18 protein-coding genes are annotated in these 20,003 nt (G+C 41.2%); 2 read left to right on the top strand and 16 right to left on the bottom strand.

Translation table 11 applies throughout. The features are described from left to right. Positions 1-9 precede the first annotated feature (9 nt). The 14 genes from cysT to NYE63_RS07205 form a co-directional block, all read right to left on the bottom strand. Positions 10-849, bottom strand: a complete 840-nt coding sequence (gene cysT, locus NYE63_RS07270; protein ID WP_063232096.1) for a sulfate ABC transporter permease subunit CysT — start codon at positions 847-849, stop codon at positions 10-12. A 66-nt stretch (positions 850-915) separates the two neighbouring features. After that, positions 916-1,947 carry a sulfate ABC transporter substrate-binding protein gene (locus NYE63_RS07265; protein WP_342604638.1) on the bottom strand — a complete coding sequence of 344 codons (1,032 nt, stop codon included), beginning with the start codon at positions 1,945-1,947 and terminating at the stop codon, positions 916-918. A 261-nt stretch (positions 1,948-2,208) separates the two neighbouring features. After that, entirely contained in the window at positions 2,209-2,862 is a 654-nt protein-coding gene (nadD, locus tag NYE63_RS07260; RefSeq protein WP_342604637.1) for a nicotinate (nicotinamide) nucleotide adenylyltransferase, read from the bottom strand. Positions 2,863-2,878: 16 nt separating this feature from the next. Next, positions 2,879-3,070, bottom strand: a complete 192-nt coding sequence (locus NYE63_RS07255) for a hypothetical protein (protein ID WP_342604636.1) — start codon at positions 3,068-3,070, stop codon at positions 2,879-2,881. 175 nt (positions 3,071-3,245) lie between these two features. Next, positions 3,246-3,353 (bottom strand): hypothetical protein, encoded by a 108-nt coding sequence (locus NYE63_RS07250; protein WP_342604635.1) that lies wholly within the window; start codon positions 3,351-3,353, stop codon positions 3,246-3,248. 145 nt (positions 3,354-3,498) lie between these two features. Next, the gene (gene kynA, locus NYE63_RS07245; RefSeq protein WP_342604634.1) at positions 3,499-4,344 is read right to left on the bottom strand and encodes a tryptophan 2,3-dioxygenase; all 846 of its coding nucleotides are present in this window, start codon (positions 4,342-4,344) and stop codon (positions 3,499-3,501) included. A 17-nt stretch (positions 4,345-4,361) separates the two neighbouring features. Beyond that, complete coding sequence (locus NYE63_RS07240) at positions 4,362-5,711, bottom strand: amino acid permease (protein WP_342604633.1); 1,350 nt, start codon at positions 5,709-5,711, stop codon at positions 4,362-4,364. Positions 5,712-5,947: 236 nt separating this feature from the next. Beyond that, positions 5,948-7,462: a carboxylesterase/lipase family protein gene (locus NYE63_RS07235; RefSeq protein ID WP_342604632.1), complete on the bottom strand. Its 1,515-nt coding sequence runs from the start codon at positions 7,460-7,462 to the stop codon at positions 5,948-5,950. Positions 7,463-7,699: 237 nt separating this feature from the next. After that, a complete protein-coding gene (locus NYE63_RS07230; protein WP_342604631.1) occupies positions 7,700-8,113 on the bottom strand; it encodes a MerR family transcriptional regulator in 414 nt (137 codons plus the stop codon). Between the two features lie 84 nt (positions 8,114-8,197). After that, positions 8,198-9,838 carry a SulP family inorganic anion transporter gene (locus tag NYE63_RS07225; protein WP_342605700.1) on the bottom strand — a complete coding sequence of 547 codons (1,641 nt, stop codon included), beginning with the start codon at positions 9,836-9,838 and terminating at the stop codon, positions 8,198-8,200. Between the two features lie 543 nt (positions 9,839-10,381). Then, complete coding sequence (locus tag NYE63_RS07220; RefSeq protein ID WP_342604630.1) at positions 10,382-11,791, bottom strand: GH1 family beta-glucosidase; 1,410 nt, start codon at positions 11,789-11,791, stop codon at positions 10,382-10,384. A 319-nt stretch (positions 11,792-12,110) separates the two neighbouring features. Beyond that, a complete protein-coding gene (locus tag NYE63_RS07215) occupies positions 12,111-13,232 on the bottom strand; it encodes an NADH-dependent flavin oxidoreductase (RefSeq protein WP_342604629.1) in 1,122 nt (373 codons plus the stop codon). Positions 13,233-13,253: 21 nt separating this feature from the next. Further along, positions 13,254-13,562, bottom strand: a complete 309-nt coding sequence (locus NYE63_RS07210) for a hypothetical protein (RefSeq protein ID WP_063232103.1) — start codon at positions 13,560-13,562, stop codon at positions 13,254-13,256. 100 nt (positions 13,563-13,662) lie between these two features. After that, complete coding sequence (locus NYE63_RS07205) at positions 13,663-14,649, bottom strand: Gfo/Idh/MocA family oxidoreductase (RefSeq protein WP_342604628.1); 987 nt, start codon at positions 14,647-14,649, stop codon at positions 13,663-13,665. 206 nt (positions 14,650-14,855) lie between these two features. On the opposite strand from NYE63_RS07205, the gene NYE63_RS07200 reads away from it, so the two are divergent. Next, complete coding sequence (locus NYE63_RS07200) at positions 14,856-15,641, top strand: SDR family NAD(P)-dependent oxidoreductase (RefSeq protein WP_342604627.1); 786 nt, start codon at positions 14,856-14,858, stop codon at positions 15,639-15,641. A 62-nt stretch (positions 15,642-15,703) separates the two neighbouring features. On the opposite strand, the gene NYE63_RS07195 is transcribed toward NYE63_RS07200, so the two are convergent. After that, positions 15,704-16,927 carry a multidrug effflux MFS transporter gene (locus NYE63_RS07195; protein ID WP_342605699.1) on the bottom strand — a complete coding sequence of 408 codons (1,224 nt, stop codon included), beginning with the start codon at positions 16,925-16,927 and terminating at the stop codon, positions 15,704-15,706. Between the two features lie 775 nt (positions 16,928-17,702). Next, positions 17,703-18,680 (bottom strand): D-glycerate dehydrogenase, encoded by a 978-nt coding sequence (locus NYE63_RS07190; RefSeq protein ID WP_342604626.1) that lies wholly within the window; start codon positions 18,678-18,680, stop codon positions 17,703-17,705. Positions 18,681-19,008: 328 nt separating this feature from the next. On the opposite strand from NYE63_RS07190, the gene NYE63_RS07185 reads away from it, so the two are divergent. After that, positions 19,009-19,974: an MBL fold metallo-hydrolase gene (locus NYE63_RS07185; protein WP_342604625.1), complete on the top strand. Its 966-nt coding sequence runs from the start codon at positions 19,009-19,011 to the stop codon at positions 19,972-19,974. The last annotated feature ends 29 nt before the right edge of the window (positions 19,975-20,003 follow it).

Raw genomic sequence — 20,003 nt, 5'->3', positions numbered from 1 at the left:
TGTCCCCTCCTACTTCCCTGAATATCTTTTGCCGGTCCACCATTGTAAGATATTGATGGTGAACAAAATTATAAATGTAATAATGAGCATGACGGCTGCAACAGCTGTTGCACCCTCATAATCATACTGTTCGAGCTTTGTCATAATGATCAGCGGGGAAATCTCCGTTTTAAACGGCATATTTCCGGCAATGAAGACAACGGATCCATACTCTCCAAGTGCCCTCGCAAAAGAAAGTGCAAAACCCGTCAATATCGCTGGAATCAATTCCGGGAAAATAATTTTAATGAATGTCTGCATTCGATTCGCCCCTAAAGAGGCAGATGCTTCTTCCATTCCTTTTTCGATATTTTCAAGTACTGGTTGAACCATCCGCACCACGAATGGAAGACCGATAAATATTAGGGCGATGATGATCCCCGCAGGAGTGAAAGCGACTTTAAAGCTGAAAAATTGCCCGATCCATCCGTTCGGTGAGTACAAAGTGGTCAAAGTAATCCCTGCCACAGCTGTCGGGAGGGCAAAAGGCAAATCAACCAATCCATCGATGATCCGTTTGCCGGGAAACTCATAACGAGTAAGCACCCAGGCAATTAACACACCAAAAACTGCGTTCACGAAGGCCGCAGTTAACGCTGTCATAAAACTCAATTTATATGAAGCGAGAACCCTTGGTTCAGTTATGGTCGCCCAAAAATCCTGGAACCCCATTGAAAATGTGTTTAGAAAAACCATGGATAACGGGATCAAAACGATGATGGAGAGATACAGCAGCGTAAAACCCATCGTCAATCCAAAACCGGGTATGGTCCTCTTTTTCGTCTGTTTACCTTCTGTCACTATATTCATCGCTTCGCCTCAGCCCTTTTTCTGATTTATGAAGGAGAAGACGGTAAGCCATCTTCTCCTTCATGCTTATTGCGGTTGATAAATTTCGTCAAATGTACCACCATCATTAAAATGCGTTTCTTGGGCTTTTTTCCACCCGCCAAACGTATCATCAACCGTCACCATATCTATATTGGCAAATTGGTCTTTATATTCAGCGAGAACCTTTTCATCCCTTGGACGATAGAAGTTTTTCGCGGCAATTTCCTGACCGGCATCCGTATATAGGTATTTCAGGTAGGCTTCAGCCACTTCTTTTGTTCCTTTTTTCTCGACCACTTCATCGACAACAGCTACCGGTGGCTCTGCTAATATACTGATTGAAGGATTGACGATTTCATATTTATCAGCACCGAATTCTTCCAGAGTTAAATAGGCTTCATTCTCCCAAGCGATAAGTACGTCACCAATTCCCCTTTCTACAAAAGTGGTGGTTGCACCGCGTGCACCTGAATCCAGGACTTCAACATTCTGATAAAGTTTTTTCATGAAATCCTTCACCTTTGTTTCATCATTATCGAAATTCTTCTCCGCATAAGCCCAGGCAGCCAGGTAATTCCACCTTGCCCCTCCGCTTGTCTTTGGATTTGGTGTAATGATGGATACATCCTTTTTAATAAGATCATCCCAATCTTTAATGCCTTTAGGGTTATCTTTTTTCACCAAAAACACAATGGTTGATGTGTATGGTGTCGAGTTTTCCGGTAACCGTTTCTGCCAATCCTTCGCTAACAGGTTACTAGCTTCATATATGGCATCAATATCATAAGCCAATGCCAATGTAACGACATCCGCCTCCAATCCATCAATGACTGCCCTGCCCTGTTTACCAGATCCGCCATGGGATTGTTGAATCGTTACATCCTGACCGGATTCTTCTTTCCAGTGCTTTACGAACGCTTCATTGAATTCCTGGTACAATTCTCGTGTCGGATCATACGACACATTCAGTAGCTCGACTGACTTTGATGACCCATCCCCTTCCGTTTTTTCCGAGTTGCATCCTGCAAGTACACCGAAGGCTAAAATCAAACTTGTCAATATCATCATCTTTTTCATGGTATCCCCCCTGTTTTTTTGCAACAAAAAAAGCACACTACTTCCCTTTTTATTTTTATTCTAGGAGATAGTATGCCTTCAGTTCTCTGATCAGCAAATATTCTGAATTTATGTATCATTAACATAAAGCAAAGTATACCAAGTTGTCAACTGTGTTTTATAAATAAACAAGCCCTTTTATTTAAACACTTTCACGAATAGAAGATTAAAGAATTTTCCAAAAGAAATAGCTCGATCCAACTGAGAGATCGAGCCCAAAACTTAAGAATTTGATCTTTTTTGATACAGCTTATTGTCCACGATATACTGATAACACTGATCAGGCAGCAAATATCTTGGTTCCCCGCCCATCGCGAATTCATCCCTTATATATGTAGAACTGATTTCCATGGATAGACCTTTATCAATAAGGTGAAATGTATTGCCATCATCATAATTCCTTAGCAATGGACTTTTTGATATGATTTTCAGCATATCGATCCCATCCCGTGCCATGACGATGAATTTATGATTGGCAATCAATTTTTCCCTGAATTTCCATCGTAAGTGTACCGGTAACTCCTGATTATCAATATCTTCAAGTAAATCTGCACCCATTATGAAATAAACTTCGTCCTTTGGAAATCGTGATTTAAAATATTCCATCGTATACCAAGTATATTGTTTACTCGTTCCGGCTCGTTCATTTATTTCATAATCACTAACTTCGAATAGTGGATTGCCCCCTATGGCCAGCTTGAGCATTTCCCAACGGTGTTCATTGCTCGTTTTCATCTGTTTATCAATACGGCCATCCGCGCAAGGCAAAAAAATCACCTTGTCTAGCTTAGCGCGATGCGCAATGGTCGATGCTGTCCATAAATGCACATTCGTGACCGGATCGAAGGAAGATCCATAAACTCCAATTTTGCCCATCCTTTTATCCCCCTCATCAACCTTTCTTTTTCAACACGGCCCTGACCGGACTCCCGTCCCCAGCTTCTAATGCAAGCGGCAATGCAGCCAAATCGTACATCCGAGGCTCCCAAGGGCCAGCCCTTCGAGGATATGAATCACACACACAGGCTGACAGTCCATGGCGCGCAGGAAATACTTTGCTGCCGAGATAGTCAACAGAAGGCAAATCGAGCCCAACCACCCCTTTATTTGCAAGGAAGGGAGCTAAATTGGTTCAACCGATGGAATCCATTCAGGAAAACGGCTGAGTTCCTTCCATTGACCTGTTGCCAGCAACAACCACCGGATCCCTATGCCTTCAAAATCTTTAATGCCATTGCTTTCAGCTTCGTCCACCTTAACTACAGTAGCAGTGCCAATTTATAAATCAAGATCAAGTTCGATGATTTTTTTCCATTTCCATCAAAATGACAGGGAGCATCAATATAAGTTCCTAAATGGGTACTCATCCGGATTTCCCTACATTGACAGATGACCCTTCAGCCATTGATGAATTAAGAGATTGCGTATCTCATGGCCAATATGGCTTATTTTCATTCAGGCGCTGAGTAATATTTAACCCTTGATTCATGTATTTCTCCCTCCGGTCAAAGCTTAAAGTTTGGTCCTTAATGTCCAAAGCTCAGGAAAAAAAGACTGTTCGACCACTTTCTTCAGATAACTTACACCGGACGATCCGCCAGTTCCCTTTTTATTACCGATGATCCGTTCTACGGTGCTCATGTGATTGAATCTCCAGAATTGTTGTTGACTTCCAATATCAACGAGTTTTTCGGCCAACTCATACAAATCCCAGTATTTATGCACATCACGGTAAACTGTCAGCCACGCGTTTTCAACACTTGCATTTTCCTGATAAATTTCAGACCAATCCCTGTTCAAGACCGATTGATCAATGGGAAGCCCTCTTGCAGCCAAAGCCCCTACAGCCGCATCATAAATACTAGGTTTATTCAAGGCTGCCATCATCGACTCATAAAGCTCGGGCTGATGACGGAAAACGGCCAATATTTGCGAATTCTTTTGACCCATTGCAAATTCTATCAACCTGTTCTGAAATGATTGAAACCCTGAAGAGTTTCCTAGTTTCTCCCGGAATTCCATATAATCGGATGGAGTTAAAGTCGAAAGCACATTCCAGGATTGAACAAGTTGCTGTTGGACCCTGGCCACTCTGGATAGCATCTTAAAGGAAGGCTCCAAACGTCCTGCCTGAATGTGGTCTGTTGCCGCATTCAATTCATGGAGGATCAATTTCATCCACAATTCACTAGTTTGGTGAATGATGATGAACAGCATTTCATCGTGATGGGATGAAAGCCGATGCTGACTTGATAATATTTGATTTAAATGCAGGTAGTCCTCATAGGACATATCTTTTTCAAAATCAGTTACCATACTTTCTTCCAAACGATGTTCATCTCTTGGTCCCTTATCCATACTATCCCTCTTTCCCTTTACATTCTTTTGATTTTCGACATCAATAAATAAACGATGCAAAGAAAGATCAGCCAAGGAACACCGAACTGGAGCACGATTTTAAACGGGCCAGTGAACCAGGTAGATACCGTCAAAGCTAACAAAAGAAATGCACCAAGAATCGTTAGATATGGAAATCCATACATTTTAACCGGTAATTTGCGTCCCCCTGATTTCTCCCACCTCTTTCTGAAATATAAATGGGAAATGAACACCATAAACCAAGTTAAAATGGCTCCGAACATCGATATCCCCATCATGAATGCATATGAAGTATCAGGAAGCAGGACCTTTACTCCCGCAGCAAGAAATATTCCCAAAGTGGATATGAGAAGGGCCCTTACCGGGACTCCTTTCCTGCTCACTTTTTGAAATAGCGCTGGAGCCTGCTGTTGCTCGGATAATGAATATATCATTCTGGTGGAGGCATATAATTGACTATTCATTGCAGATAAAGCAGCGGTTAAAATAATGAAATTCATTATCCCTGATGCTCCGGGAATATTCAGGATTTCCATTACCCTAACAAATGGGCTTTTATCAATACCAGCCGATTGCCAGGGAACAATCATTAACATGATCCCGATTGTCAGTACATAAAAAGTGGCAAGCCTGAAGACAGTAGCCTTCAAAGCTTTAGGGACGGCAACATCCGGATCCTTTGCTTCTCCCGCCGTCACCGCAATCAACTCAGTTCCTAAAAAGCTGAAGAGCGAAATGAATACGGCGACCCAGAGCCCCCAAAACCCGAAAGGCATAAACCCTCCATCATTTGCATAGTTCTCTACACCGATCCCGCTTGGAGGTTCGGCGCCAATCACCACGTAGGCGCCCAGTAGAATGAATATGACGATGGCGCTGATTTTAATCATTGAAAATACATACTCAAAATTCCCGAATGTATTGACACTCGTCGCATTTACATAGATTAGCAGTGCAGCAAAAAGGAAAATCCAAACGCTTCCAGGTACATCCGGGAACCAATATTTCATATAAACAGCGATCGCACTCACTTCGACACCAATGGCTAGGACATTCGCTATCCAATATGAATACCTCACAACAAAACCAGCAAATGGACTTATATATTTTTCAGCAATGGTTCCAAAGGATCCCGATGTTGGATAGGCTACAGTCATTTCCGCCAAACAGCCCATCAGTAGAAGGACAATGAATGCACCTATTGCATAGCTGATAAGTACACTTGGGCCTGCTGTTGAAATTGCAAGGCCGCTGCCCAAAAATAATCCGGTGCCAATTGCACACCCCATGGCTATCATAGTGATTTGATTCGATGATAATTCACGATGCAGCTTATTTTTCTCCATATGTTACTCCCATTCTAGGCAATGATTCCCCTTTTATTTTGATAGTTTTCATATAATCTGCCGTCCATGATCTTTTTTAGTACCTGTACAGTTTCATAGACTTTCTGAAAAGAGGTATAAAGAGCAACAGGTGCTAAACGAATCATATTCGGTAAATCAAAAGTTTTCGCATACTCTCGTTGACATGAAATTATTGATATCCATGTTCTCCTCGCTTTCCTCCATTCCACTATTTTTCACTTGTAAATCCCTACCCCTTCCCATGCCAACCTTATCATTCTATTAGGATCTCTTTCAATATAATCCTTTTTATCAAAAATCATTGTGTAGTGGTTCGTTTCATCATATTTCGGCCAGATTTCGCCTTCCGGGGGATTGGGGTTTCCATGTTTCGCAAAGTTGACCCAATGGCCCTGCATTCTATGGGAAACCTTTAGGGCAGCTGGCCTGGAACCATATGAAGTAATCCGTTTCCCCAATGCAGAGTCGAAAGTCTGGAAGGCAAAAGGAATTTCCATACCATGCGTCGCCCCTAATTTACTTATGCGCATTGCCGCCGTTTTATAATCAAAACGGTACATCCATGTTTTTTCAAAGCGGCTGTATGCCTCCGCATACCAAACCGAGGGAATATGGAAAGTCGCATCACGGCCAATGCCAAGCACAGCTTCCTTTTCTGGGTAATTTATATAAGCATTCGTAATTCGCTCTTTCGCCTCTGGATCAGTGTTTTCGAACATTTTATGAATCATCGCCGCATTGGTTGGGATTAACGGGGGATCCATCTGGTCGAAAAACGTCGCTTCATCCCTATTTGTTCCTATAAGCAAGGATATTCCCTTTGCTTTTCCTGATCGAATCGAATCGAGTGGATAATCGGGCAGGAAGTCACCATCTACGACAGGTCCAAATGATAGTGAGCCCGGCATGGCCTGTGAATTTTCCTGTAAGAGTTGGTAGGAGGCCGCGACAATCTCTTGAGCTGGAAGTGTTTTTAACCGGTGGATATCATTCTTTCCAATGCCCAATATCTCAAGGAACTTTTCACTGAATTGGCGCGCAAATCCTTTTCCATAAACAGATGTTGGAGCAGGACTTTCTGCAATGGCCTGTTTAAAAAGACCTCTCGCTGAAGGAACAGTAAGTAAAGTCGTCACCGCATTACCTCCAGCTGATTCACCAAATATCGTAACATTTTCAGGGTCGCCGCCAAATGCTTCTATATTCTCTTTAACCCATTTCAGAGACGCAACTTGATCACGTAAACCTAAATTGGTTTCAAATATTTCCCCATCACCTGCCAACTCGGTAAAATCCAGATATCCCAGTGCCCCCAGCCTATAGTTGATGCTTACCACGACCACATCTCCATTTTTCGCCAACAAGTGTCCATTGTACATATCAAGCGATCCAGCTCCCGTTATATATGCTCCTCCAGGAATCCACACCATGACCGGGCGTTTTTTATCATCAGCTCTAGGCGACCAAATATTCAGGAACAAGCAATCCTCATCCATTTTTTCATTTCCGGTCATTCCTGTTCTTACCGCCCGATCCATCGGCTGCGGGGGGATGGGACCAAAATCCACCGCATCCATGACACCGCTCCAATTATCAACTGGCTCCGGTGAGCGGAAACGCAGACCATCAATCGGCGCTTTCGCATACCTGACTCCACGCCAAACGCATATATCGTTTTCCATAGTACCTTGAAGATGTCCTTTTACCGTCGTAACTATTGATCCAATCATTCCTTTTCACCTCTTCATATAGTAATAGATACTTAAGTTCTTCTTTTTCCATTCCCTTATATCCTTCATCTTTATCGAAAAAAGATCTATATGGTCTGTTCAGCCAAAATAAAGTACAGCTATCGTATATAAAGCTCAGGTTATGAGTTTGAATCGTAATTGGATATAGATTTTCAAATGACCAGTTCAACAAAAAAAGACCCAATCAGGTCTTTTTTGTTGAAGTCGGCAAAAAGCTTAAGTGAGCATGGCAATGATGCTCAATAAAGAGCTGCCCCGAACGGAAAGCTGTTGTGCAGCATATGTTAATTGCTGTTCATCGAGCTGTTCCAGTAACGGCTTTAATTCAAGCAATTCATTCTCCAGTCCTTTAAGGTCTGTAGATAGCTTGTCCACCATCAAGAGCACTTGCTCAGAATCAACAGTGGCTTCAGACCAGACAAGTAACCGTTCCTTGATTTCAGTCAACGGCAAATTCTGTTCTTTATACCGATTAATCATTTGAAGACGATTTAAAGCATCTTCTGTGTAATATCGATATCTTGACCCAGTTTTTTCATAGTTCAGCATCCCTAATTGTGTGTAATAGTCAATGGTTCTTCTCGAAACATTTGCAAGTTCAGCAAGCTGGCCAATCCGATATATATTCACCCAGATAGTCACCTTCTTTTAAAATCTACTGTTAACGATACTATAACATAACTATCCTATAAGGTGACCTCGAGGATGAATCTATTAGACTACTTTATCCGAATTGCCCTTCAACTGCTTCTTGGCAAAAAACAGGGCATCTTCCTTCGATTTAAAAAAGTGCTGTTTTTCTATCTTATGATACAAACCAGTGCTGAGTAACAATTCCTTTGGTTGCTGCTGGATTCCGGAAATGATTAATTTCCCCTTATAGTTTCCGATGCGGTTAACAATCGCCAATAGAGCAGCCTCTGCTGAAGTGTCCATATATGTTACCCGGCGCATGCTCAATACCAACACTTTCGTCTTATTATCCAAGTTTGCCAATATCGATGACTCCAGGACGTCTATCGAACCAAAGAAGAGGGGACCTTCCAAGTTATACACATTGATCTTTGAATCCGAATTATCAATTGGAACAATCTCAGTAATCTCATGACTTCTTTCCCTAACCTTTAACGTGTGGCTCATTTTTGCAATGAAGGTGATGAATGCAATCAATAAGCCGATTCCCACTCCCATGATTAAATCAGTGAAGACAGTGACGAGGAAGGTGACTAGCAAAACCGCAGAATCTGTCGTCTTCGTTTTCAATACATGAGCGAATTCCTTTCTTTCACTCATATTCCAGGCAACAAACATCAATATGGGTGCCATGCTAGCCAAAGGTATATGCTCTGCATATGGAGAAAGTACTAGCAAAACCAGTAAAACGACAATTCCGTGAATGACTCCGGACATCGGGGAGACTGCCCCGCTTTTTATATTGGTAGCTGTCCTGGCAATAGCACCTGTTGCAGGTATCCCGCCGAAAAATGGGGTCGCGATGTTCGCGATTCCCTGCCCAACCAATTCCTTATTACTATCATGCTTGGTTCCCCCCATGTTATCGGCCACGGTAGCGGATAACAATGATTCGACACCGCCTAACAAAGCAATTGTAAAAGCAACGGGAAGGAGTGTGATAATGACTTCCACTGAAAGCTCCGGCACTTGGAATTCCGGAAAACCTCTCGGAATCGCTCCATACGTGGAACCAATCGTAGCCACCTTATCGGGAAATAAAAGGTAAGCTGCCATTGTTGATATTAACAGACCCAGAAGTGGTCCTGGCACTCGTGGCAGAAGTCTAGGTGCCAGCAGTATGACGACAAAACATATAATAGCAACAATCACACTATATATATTGAACGTGTCTGCTTTAATTACCAGTTCCTTCATGTTAGCCATGAACGCTTCATGTTTTTCCACTTTCATACCAAAGAAGTTGGCAATTTGCCCTGAAAAGATTATTATCGCAATTCCTGTTGTAAATCCAATGATGACTGGACGGGGAATGAACTTCATCAAATTGCCTAACTTAAGAAGACCCATCAAGACTAACATCATCCCCGCTAAAAACCCGGCAATAAGCAAACTTTCATACCCATATTGCATAACGATTCCAAATAATAACGGAACAAACGCCCCGGTTGGCCCTCCGATTTGATACTTGGAGCCACCCAAAATAGATATGAGGATTCCAGCGATGATGGTCGTATATAACCCGTATATCGGTTCGACGCCTGAAGCAATTGCAAAAGCCAATCCTAAAGGAATGGCTACAACACCTACGACCAATCCTGCCGTTACGTCCTTTTGAAAACCCTTCATATTATATCCTTGAAATCTAGAATCTTTTATCATCTTTTTCAAACTCACATCCTTAGTCGTTTTTTAAGTTGGGATCTACCATCATCAGGAAAAATGACATTCTTTCATTTTAGAGGGAGTTGCTTGATCGAAATTAATCTAACTATTGTTGAGGATATTTTTCCAACGGGACAAACCATACGGGGGACTTTTCATAACTAAGAAATAATCGTCATATGTAATCTCCTTATGTTAAGTTATTTGACATGGTCTCGACCACGCTTCAACATTATACAGTAAAACGTAAAACTGTACATTATTAGCAATGTAAACATTTGTTTACAATCTTTTGGATATTTTTACATGCATATTACAATCCGGGACCATACTTCCAGTCTAGTTAATTTGAAGCCGGAGATTCAGACTACGAATCAGGAGGTTTGAACTTTGGACTAATTTCCCATACCGGAAACCTTGATTAATAACCAATAGAAAAAGCATGTTTTGAGAAAGATTGCTCAAAACATGCTCTGACAAAAACTCAAGACTCTATATACGCAAAACCTCTTGATTAAAATCAAGAGGTTTTCTTTCAGTTTACAGCTCTTCTCCTCTCGTCTCGATAATATGCTTATACCAATGAAACGAGAGCTTCTTTTTTCGGTTTAACTGATCATGATGATCCACGTAAATAAATCCGTATTGCTTCTTATACCCGTTTAACCAACTTAATAGATCAATGACAGACCATGCGTAATACCCTTTTAAATGGATGCCTTCTTTGATTGCACGCTTAATCACTTTTAAGTGTTCCTCAATATATTTAATACGGGGAACATCCACTATTTCACCATCGATAATCGGATCCTCATCACCAAGTCCGTTTTCTGTAACATACATCTTAATATCACCATAACGTTCTTTTAACATATGCAGCCCATCTAAAAATCCTTGAGGTGAGATTTCCCAGCCCCATTTTGTATATGTTTTATCTTCCATTTTTACGGTCCGATAAAAGCCATCAAAAGACGGATTTCCTGGAGCTAGAGTAGAAGTTTCTCTTGAATGCTCCATGTTTGAAACGGCTTCCCGATTTTTTTCCACGCGAATGGGCTGATAATAGTTGAGACCAATAAAATCATTTTTCTCCGCATTTCTTTTTAGCGTATCCAGTTCTTCTTCGGTCCAACTTGGTGTCCAGCCTCTCTCCTTTAATTGCTCAACCACGTAAGATGGATATTCCCCTTTTAAAATTGGGTCATAATACCAAAAAGTTTCATATTCATTGGCATGCCGAGCAGCTAATACATTCTCATGTTTGTCATCAATACTATAGGCTGGCAGGAATACATGGGTAATTCCAATTTCACCGTAATGATTCAGTGCCTTGTATACCTCTACCGCTTTTGCATGTGCATAAAAAACGTAATGTGTCGCTTGAAAGTATTTATTTTCATCGTTTTGGATTCCAGGAGGGTGCGCGCCTTTTAAATACCCCAAACCGCAAAACATAACCGTTTCATTAAACGTGATCCAATGTTTGACGCGGTCTCCGAATGCGCGAAAACAAATCTCCGCATACTTGACGAACGCTTCAGCTGTTCGCTTATTCGTCCATCCCCCATCCTGTTCAAGCGTCAAAGGCAAATCCCAATGATACAGCGTAACAAATGGAACAATCCCATATTTTAAACATTCATTAATAACATTATTATAAAATTCCAAGCCTTTTTCATTGGTTTCCCCGTCACCGGTTGGCAAAATACGTGCCCATGAAATGGAAAACCGATATGATTCAAGTCCCATCTCTGCCATTAATTTAATATCTTCTTTGTAACGATGATAATGGTCTATCGCTACATCCCCGTTTGTACCTTCGTATGTTTTCCCTGGAATCTTTGAAAAGACATCCCAATTCGTTATACCTTTACCATCTTCATCCCATGCTCCTTCTATTTGAAAAGAAGCAGAAGCAGCTCCGAATAAAAAATCGTGTGGAAACTTCATTATAAACCCTCCGTTTTCATACCATCTTATTAAATTGATGATAATATATTTTATTCATTGGTACAAATATTTTTTGGTTATATTACTTTAATTCATATTTGACTATTTGTAAAACATAAGTATTCAAGATAGTATTCACTATCATGGAATGATTAAATCCAGAATCAATACTAAAATAAAGGACGTTAATTCTGCTGAATCAATCTCTCTTTTTAACAATAGAAGAATAACTTACATCTCGTTTTTTAGTTTCATATGAACACATACAAAACCCGTCCACCTTTGGAGGACGGGTTATACATATTCAAGATGTTGCTAATCACTCCACAACCGGGAGCCAACCTTTTATCTGAATCAACTTTTCCCAAAGCGGATCTGGAATGACCAATTCATCCTGATCTTTTTTTGAGAGGGTAGTCCGTATTTCCGCTTCTTTTCCCGACCTGATTTTTTCAATCCAATGCGGTTCCATAAGAAGTTCACGGCCAAGGGCGATAAAAGGGACACCCGTTTCCATAGCTTCTGCAACTTCATCGGGTGTATGCAGTGATCCTACACCGACCACCGGGATACGATTACCTACTTTATCGTAAATTTTAACGATGCGCGACTTTGTCCTATCACTCTCACGGAATGAGCCATTCCAGAAGTGACCTACCGATATATGTAGATAATCCAGATTTTGATTCGCTAATCTATCAATGAATTGGATCGTATCATCTAAAGTGATTCCAGGATTGCTGCCTTCTTCAGGAGAAAGGCGGTAGCCGATGATAAACGGCTTTTTCGCATGCTCAGCAACCGTTTTCTCGACTTCATTCACAATGGTAAGCGGGAAAATCAATCGTTTTCCCAGTGTTCCACCCCAGTTATCCGTACGACGGTTCGAGTGCGGCGAGAAGAATTGTTGAAGCAAGTACGTATTGGCACCATGGATTTCCACACCATCGAATCCTGCTTCGATGGCCCTTCTTGTTGCTTCGCCAAATGCCTTAATAACGTCTTGTATTTCATCTTCACTCATTTCCCGCGGTACAGGTGCTTCCTCGCTGGAAGCAATGGCACTTGCAGATATAGGTTGGTTATCAGGCAATAATTCCGGCGGACTTTGCCGGCCTCCATGATATATTTGTAGAATCGCTTTTGACCCGTTTGACTGAATCGTTTCAGCTAGTTTTCTCAAGGATGGGATAAAGAAATCGTCATCTGCACTAAGTTGGCCCGGGAATCCCTTGCCTCCAGCAGATACATAGGCACATGCAGTGACCACTGCGCCTACACCAGCCGAGCGTTCAGCGTAATAGGCCAGTTCATCATCGGTTACAACGCCTTGATCATCCGAAGAATAAGTGGTCATAGGAGCCATCATGATACGATTTTTCACTTCTACCCCTGATGGAAATATATATGGTTGAAAGATCTTTTCGTATTTTTGATTCATGCCAATCCTCCCCCTTTACTCTTAATGGTGATGATGTCCGTGCGGTTCTTTAGAAGGGTTCGTGATTTCAAAGCCTTCTTCAGGTACATAAAAATATTTAATCCAAACACCATCCAGAAATTCTTCACGTGAATCAAGCAAAATATCGATATCTTTATCTGTTTTGACGATTTCATCATGCTCGGTCGGTGTATCTAGTTTCATGTCATAATGGGCATGATCGCCATGCATATGGGTGATATATACACGAATCATTTTCCCTTCGGCTTCTTCAGTGCTCAGCATTTTTTGTAAGACCTTTGCTGCATTACGATTAATTTTGCATTTCATGTCCATTCCTCCAACAATAAAATTATCCATGTATAAATTCTACCCAATTAAAGGGTATCAGTAACATCCATTTATACCCTTCCTACTTGGCCATGACCAATTATAATCGGTCTGCCGGAAAGACGATGCCGATTTGCTTTCTTGCCTCATCCATGATTTCCATAGTCAACAGTGAATTTGAATATGAATTTATATCGGACTCCATTTTCCCCTGCTGTATCAAATCAACAAATTCTTTCGCTTCATAATACATGGTAGGCATATCCTGATTAACTGAAATATTTTCAGTGGTTCCATCCCGATACTGAATATCCACCGCTTGCGGTCCTGAAATTTTCTGAATGATGATGTTTCCAAGTTCACCTTGAATTTCCGATGGCAAATTGGATTCAGTAATCTTGGAAAACGTGACGACTGCCTCCATTTCATCATAGGAAAGCAGAATCGTCCCCTGCCCATCAACTCCTGATTCAAGCATCGTTCCTGATGCCTGCACCTTATTTGGTTTACCGAACAGAACTACAAGTGGATAGAGGACGTAAATACCTAGATCCATTAAAGAGCCACTGGAGAATTCAGGATTGAATGCATTCAGCACAGTGCCTTGTTTATACGAATCGTATCGTGATGAATATTGACAAAAGCTTCCCGAAAAACGTCGTATCTTCCCGATTTTATCCAGATTCCCCTTTATACTTTCGAAGTTCGGCATGATGGTCGATTTCATCGCTTCCATCAATAGCACATCATTTTGTTTTGCTGCCTCAACCATTTCCATTACTTCTGCCGCATTTGAGGCCATTGGTTTTTCACATAATACATGTTTTTTATTTTGTAAAAACAAAACTGCTTGCCTACAATGATGTGAGTTAGGGCTAGCTATATATACAGCGTCGATTTCATCGCTGGCGGCCATTGCTTCTAAATTCGTAAAAGTCGTATGTACTTCGTATTTATTGGCAAATTCTTTTGCTTTCTCTTCTGTACGTGAATACACGGCGGTTAATGCTAAATCCTCTACATGCTTTACAGCCTCCAAAAATCGTTCCGTGATCCAATTTGTACCTATTACTCCTAATCTTATCAACATCCTATCCCCTTTCAAGCGAACTTAATTATGTCCTCAATATACAGACATTTCACTGAAAAACAAAGTATAATGAACACTCGCAACTGTTTAAATTGGATTTTTTAGGCAATATTCGTTTATAATTTTTTATATTACCACTGCCATGATGTTTCTACATACTCCCTAAATGGGAAAAGAAGACTTAAAAGGAGCGTGTGAAGTTTATGACAGAATTAATGAAAAACAAAGTTGCCATCATTACAGGTGGAGGCTCGGGAATTGGCCGGGGCGCGGCACTGAAATTAGCTGAAAACGGCGCGAACATCATCTTTTTTGACCGAACAGTCGAAAATGCCGAAAAAGTGAAGGAAGAAGTGGAAAACCTTGGTCAAGAGGCTTTAATCATTAAAACCGATGTTTCCAAGGCTGAGCAAGTTGAAAATGCCTACAAGTTGGCATATGAACATTTTGGGAAAATTGATTTTGTATTTGCAAACGCAGGCATCAACGGAGTGATTGCCCCCATAGAAGATATAAAACCAGAAGATTGGGATCAGACACATACCATCAACCTCAAAGGCACCTTTCTCACCATCAAATACGCCATTCCCTACATGAAGGAAACGGGTGGCAGCATCGTAATCAACAGCTCCATCAATGGAAATCGATATTTCAAGAATTTTGGTTTTTCCGCTTATAGTTCATCCAAAGCTGGTCAAGTCGCTTTCGGAAAAATGGCTGCACTCGAATTGGCAAGATATAAAATCAGGGTAAATACCATTTGTCCCGGCTCCATCGATACGAACATTCACGATAACACATTCCCGGAAGATGAAAACTTGAAAAAAATCAGGATTCCCATTGAATATCCGCAAGGCTCACAGCCCCTGGCGAAGAAAGCGGGGACTACCGAACAAGCTGGTGATCTCGTATTGTTTCTAGCATCAGACATGTCTTCCCATGTTACGGGCACGGAAGTTTATATCGATGGAGCAGAATCACTATTATAATTCATACTTACCCCCTTAAAGGAAAAAGCTGAAATCCACATTAGGATTTCAGCTTTTCCTTATTAAGCCACTCGCCTTAACCCACGACGGGCAAGGAGTAAATAAGCGAACATGGCGATGACATGACAACTTACCATCACAATTCCCATCGGCAGGGGTGACTCACCTGAACCTAATCCCACCAGGGGAGCCATTAGTGATCCCAATATAAAGGGAAGCAAGCCAATTAAAGCCGAAGCACTGCCTGCAGTTTTTTTCTGATTTTGCATCGCTAAAGAAAAACTCGTTGTACCGACAATACCGACGCTGGAGACGGAGAGGAATAAAGCGACCAAGATTCCTGCCAACCCAATTTCGAGAAGGACTGAGGCAAGAAGAAATATTCCCCCAAACAAAGCTAGAAATAATCCCATTTGAAGCAGTTTTTCTTCTTTAACCTTCCCTGCCAGCTTCCCGGCAACTTGTGAAGCGATGATGATCCCAATTCCGTTAATTGCAAAGATCAGGCTGAAGGTCTGTGGGGAAACCCCATAAATGTTCTGAAGAACAAAAGGCGATCCGGAAATATAAGCGAACATAGCGGCACTTATGAACCCTTGTGAAAAAGCATAGCCCATAAACACACGATCCTTCAATAAGTTCCCAAATGTCCTGATAGTATCATTTACCCCACCGGCACTCCTGAGATTAGACGATAAAGTTTCCTTTATCCCAAAAAATGCAGCCGCAACCATAATGATACTTAATACTGAAATGACAACGAAAACTCCCCGCCAAGAAGTAAACTGCAAAAGTTGACCACCAAAAACCGGAGCCAATATCGGTGCCGCCCCATTCACCAACATTAACATGGAGAAGAACTTGGTCAAATCCGTTCCTGAAAAAAGGTCACGAACTATGGCCCTTGAAATGACAATGCCTCCCGCTCCCGCAATACCTTGGATAAAACGTAATAATAAAAGCAATTCAATGGTTGGAGCAAAAGCGCATAATAGAGATGAAATGCAATAAATGGATAAAGATATGATTAACGGTGTCCGCCTTCCTTTTGCATCACTTAGTGGCCCTAAATAAATTTGGCCTAAAGCCAATCCTAACAAGCAGGCAGTCAAGCTCAGCTGGGCTAAAGATGTACTGCTTTTCAGATCCTCTGCCAGTGTAGGGAGTCCCGGTAAATACATATCAAGTGACAGTGGTCCAATCGCTGCAAAAGATCCCAGCATAAGAGCCATCAATAGCCTTTTGGATTTAGTCATTTCGTTGCCTGATGATATCGATTCCTTCATTTCAATCATTATTACCCCTATCCCTTTCAACTAATTGTTTTTCCTAAATAAAACTCGACTTTCTTTATTTTACAAAAGATCCGAACAATTTACGATAAGTATGCTTCCCTTGAATTGGTTCTTCCCTCCAGCACTCAATTAAGTAATGCTTCAAAACTCAGAAATCTTCTAAAAAGGACAAATCTTAAATCAGGAAATATATTTGAAGATACTTCTAACCAAAGAAAAACTATTAAAGTTCCAAACAATTCCCCATAAAAAATGACCCCATTTCAGGGTCATTTCAGACTGTAGACAAATTCGAAGAAAGCGAGTTTGCCTGCATTTTTTTATTAAAAAAGGTTGCAGGTGATTTCAGAAATCCGCTCCCTTTTCTCCGACTGTCTGCCAAGCCTCATCAAAGCAAGCTCCTGTGGGGTCTCGGCTAGCCAGTTATTCGGCAGGAGTGTCGCAAATTTCTTCAATCCAATAAGGATTATAGTAAAAAAACATGAAGGATAATCTATTCTTGCTTTATAATCATTGTTCGGGATGAGACTATTCCGAATACCCTTTTGTCAAAAGGAGGGTTTCTATCTATATTTTAAAACAAAGTTGATTGGAGCGGGTGTTCGAGACTTCTGCGGGAAAAGCGTGTCCAAGGGAGACCCCACAGGTGCAATGAGCGCCGGGGGCGACCGCCCGCGAAAAGTGAGTGCCTGGAGTCAACGTTCAAATTTTACAAACCCTCAAAAAAACGTGCCAGTTGTTTTCCATTCCGAACCCCCTTATATGGTCATTTTGATTTATTCAACAATACTAAATTTCTGGGAGTATCACCAGATAATCCCTCCATCAAGTTTTGTACAGCAAGAGTTGCCATTTTCAATCTTGTGGCAATACTTGCACTCCCGATATGCGGTAAAGTAACCACATTGGGCAATGTTAGCAGCGGGTGGTCCACAGGGACGGGCTCTTCTTCGAATACATCCAAACCAGCCGCCCAAATCTCTCGATTTTCCAGCGCCTGGTACAACGCTTTTTCATCGATAATCCCGCCTCTTGCGGTATTTATGAGCACAGCCGTCCCTTTCATTAATTCCAGCTGTTCCTTGCCAATCATATAAGTGGTTTCCGGAGTGAGCGGCAGCATGACACAAACGAAATCCGATATTTGGAGCAATTTTTCAAGGGGCTGATATTCGATTCCTAATTCTTTTTCCTGTTCATATTTACGGCTTCGATTAAAATAAACCAAGTTCATATCAAATCCCTTAGCTCTTTTTGCAAGGGCTTCCCCAATCCTACCTAATCCGATTATGCCAAGGGTTGCGCCGTGTACGTCTTGTCCGGTCAGCTGCATCGGCGACCATGTTTCCCACCTTCCACTCCTTAAATAATCTTCTGCCTCCATCATCCTTCTTGCCGTTGCAAGCAGTAAGCCAAAGGTTAAATCAGCAGTCGTTTCCGTTAAAACCCCCGGTGTGTTCGTTACCATGATGCCCCGTTTTGTTGCACTTTGAACATCAATATTATTATGGCCCACTGCCATATTCGCGATGATTTTCAGATTAGGCGCCTGTTCAATCAGTGACTCATCGATTTGTTCCGTCAATAGGCAAAGCAGCCCCTCGACTTCTTTCATTTCTTCTTCAAGGACTTCTCTAGGGACCGGTATATCCTCTTGATCCCACATCCTGACATCATATTTCCGGCTAAGACCTTCGATGATTTGTTCTGGCAATTTCCTTGTAATATAAATTTTTGGCTTCAAACCATAACCTCCTATACCGTTTCGTTCCATGGAACGCATTCTTGCACCATTCGTCACATTCAGTATTCATTACACAATAATTAATTATAAGAATATTGGATAAATTACTGGCTTGTTTATTCAATTTTAAAATAAACTAGATAAATAGACCATCCATTTCCAATCAATCTTACTATTAAATTTCTCGATTGCCTGGAAGCTTCCGCTTGACAGTTTCAGTTCATTCAACTAATCATAGAATAATAACCCTTTAAATCTATTCGGTCATTAGTAATATCGCAATTTTCCAGATGAAGTTTATCTCGATTTAGGAGGATATGGGACGTTCATGAAAACGAATACAACATTTAAAATTTATCCAATTATAGCTCCAAGCGCTTTATCTTTAAAAAGTATAAACTTTTATTTAGTTAAACAGGATGAATCTTTAACTTTAGTCGATGCAGGTATGAATGATGACGTCTGCTGGAATGCACTGCAGCAAACATTAAAGGAAAATGGATTTACGGTTGGAGATATCACGGAAATTTTGTTAACCCATCACCATGGAGACCATGTTGGTTTGGTCAACCGGATTACCGAACTTCATCCGATTCCCGTTTATGCCCATTCTAAATCCATTCCCCGTTTAAAAAGGGACCCTGACTTCTTAAGTATGAGAATTGAATTTTATAAGCAGCTTTATCTTGAGATGGGCTGTGGTGAACTTGGAGATAAACAAGTGGCTTACCTATTCAACGCGGTCGATAATAATAAAGATCAAAAACTGAATGGTGACATCATCGCAATCACGGAAAAACAATGGCTGAATTTTGAAGTGATCGAATTTCCCGGGCATGCCCCGGATCAAATTGCTTTCCTTGACCAAGAAGGGAAACGGCTTCTTGCCGGTGATTTATTGATTGAACATATATCAAGCAACGCCTTGATCGAACCTGATGAAAACGGTAATAGAATGCTGACTCTTGTTGATCATATCGATTCATTAAAACGATGTTTAGCATTTCAGGTGAATCTCCTCTTTCCTGGTCATGGTAACATCATTGAACAACCCGGTCATCTGATTGAAAAAAGACTCAACAGCATAGAGAGAAAATCACAAAAAATCCTGGCCTTGATAGAATCCGGAATTTCTACCGGCAATGAACTGGCAAAGGAGTTTTACAAACAAAAGTATATAGCAGAATTCCCGCTCGTCATGTCGGAAATCATCGGCCATTTGGATTATTTAGAATATCAGGGGAAGGTCACGAAGCAACTCGTTGAAAATGTAATTCATTATCAAGCTAAATGACATCAAAAAAGGCTGAAATCATTAAAGAT

Origin of the sequence: Peribacillus sp. FSL E2-0159 (assembly GCF_038643155.1) — a bacterium.
GTDB lineage: Bacteria > Bacillota > Bacilli > Bacillales > DSM-1321 > Peribacillus > Peribacillus simplex.
The sequence above is the reverse complement of the archived record's forward strand: the minus strand, read 5'-3'. Positions and strand labels throughout refer to the sequence as shown.

What these genes read in the sequence shown, in the direction of transcription:
- cysT (WP_063232096.1), bottom strand. Translation starts at nt 849, where the DNA reads ATGAATATAGTGACAGAAGGTAAACAGACGAAAAAGAGGACCATACCC.
- NYE63_RS07265 (WP_342604638.1), bottom strand. Translation starts at nt 1,947, where the DNA reads ATGAAAAAGATGATGATATTGACAAGTTTGATTTTAGCCTTCGGTGTA.
- nadD (WP_342604637.1), bottom strand. Translation starts at nt 2,862, where the DNA reads ATGGGCAAAATTGGAGTTTATGGATCTTCCTTCGATCCGGTCACGAAT.
- NYE63_RS07250 (WP_342604635.1), bottom strand. Translation starts at nt 3,353, where the DNA reads ATGAGTACCCATTTAGGAACTTATATTGATGCTCCCTGTCATTTTGAT.
- kynA (WP_342604634.1), bottom strand. Translation starts at nt 4,344, where the DNA reads ATGGATAAGGGACCAAGAGATGAACATCGTTTGGAAGAAAGTATGGTA.
- NYE63_RS07240 (WP_342604633.1), bottom strand. Translation starts at nt 5,711, where the DNA reads ATGGAGAAAAATAAGCTGCATCGTGAATTATCATCGAATCAAATCACT.
- NYE63_RS07235 (WP_342604632.1), bottom strand. Translation starts at nt 7,462, where the DNA reads ATGATTGGATCAATAGTTACGACGGTAAAAGGACATCTTCAAGGTACT.
- NYE63_RS07225 (WP_342605700.1), bottom strand. Translation starts at nt 9,838, where the DNA reads ATGATAAAAGATTCTAGATTTCAAGGATATAATATGAAGGGTTTTCAA.
- NYE63_RS07220 (WP_342604630.1), bottom strand. Translation starts at nt 11,791, where the DNA reads ATGAAGTTTCCACACGATTTTTTATTCGGAGCTGCTTCTGCTTCTTTT.
- NYE63_RS07215 (WP_342604629.1), bottom strand. Translation starts at nt 13,232, where the DNA reads ATGAATCAAAAATACGAAAAGATCTTTCAACCATATATATTTCCATCA.
- NYE63_RS07210 (WP_063232103.1), bottom strand. Translation starts at nt 13,562, where the DNA reads ATGAAATGCAAAATTAATCGTAATGCAGCAAAGGTCTTACAAAAAATG.
- NYE63_RS07200 (WP_342604627.1), top strand. Translation starts at nt 14,856, where the DNA reads ATGACAGAATTAATGAAAAACAAAGTTGCCATCATTACAGGTGGAGGC.
- NYE63_RS07195 (WP_342605699.1), bottom strand. Translation starts at nt 16,927, where the DNA reads ATGAAGGAATCGATATCATCAGGCAACGAAATGACTAAATCCAAAAGG.
- NYE63_RS07185 (WP_342604625.1), top strand. Translation starts at nt 19,009, where the DNA reads ATGAAAACGAATACAACATTTAAAATTTATCCAATTATAGCTCCAAGC.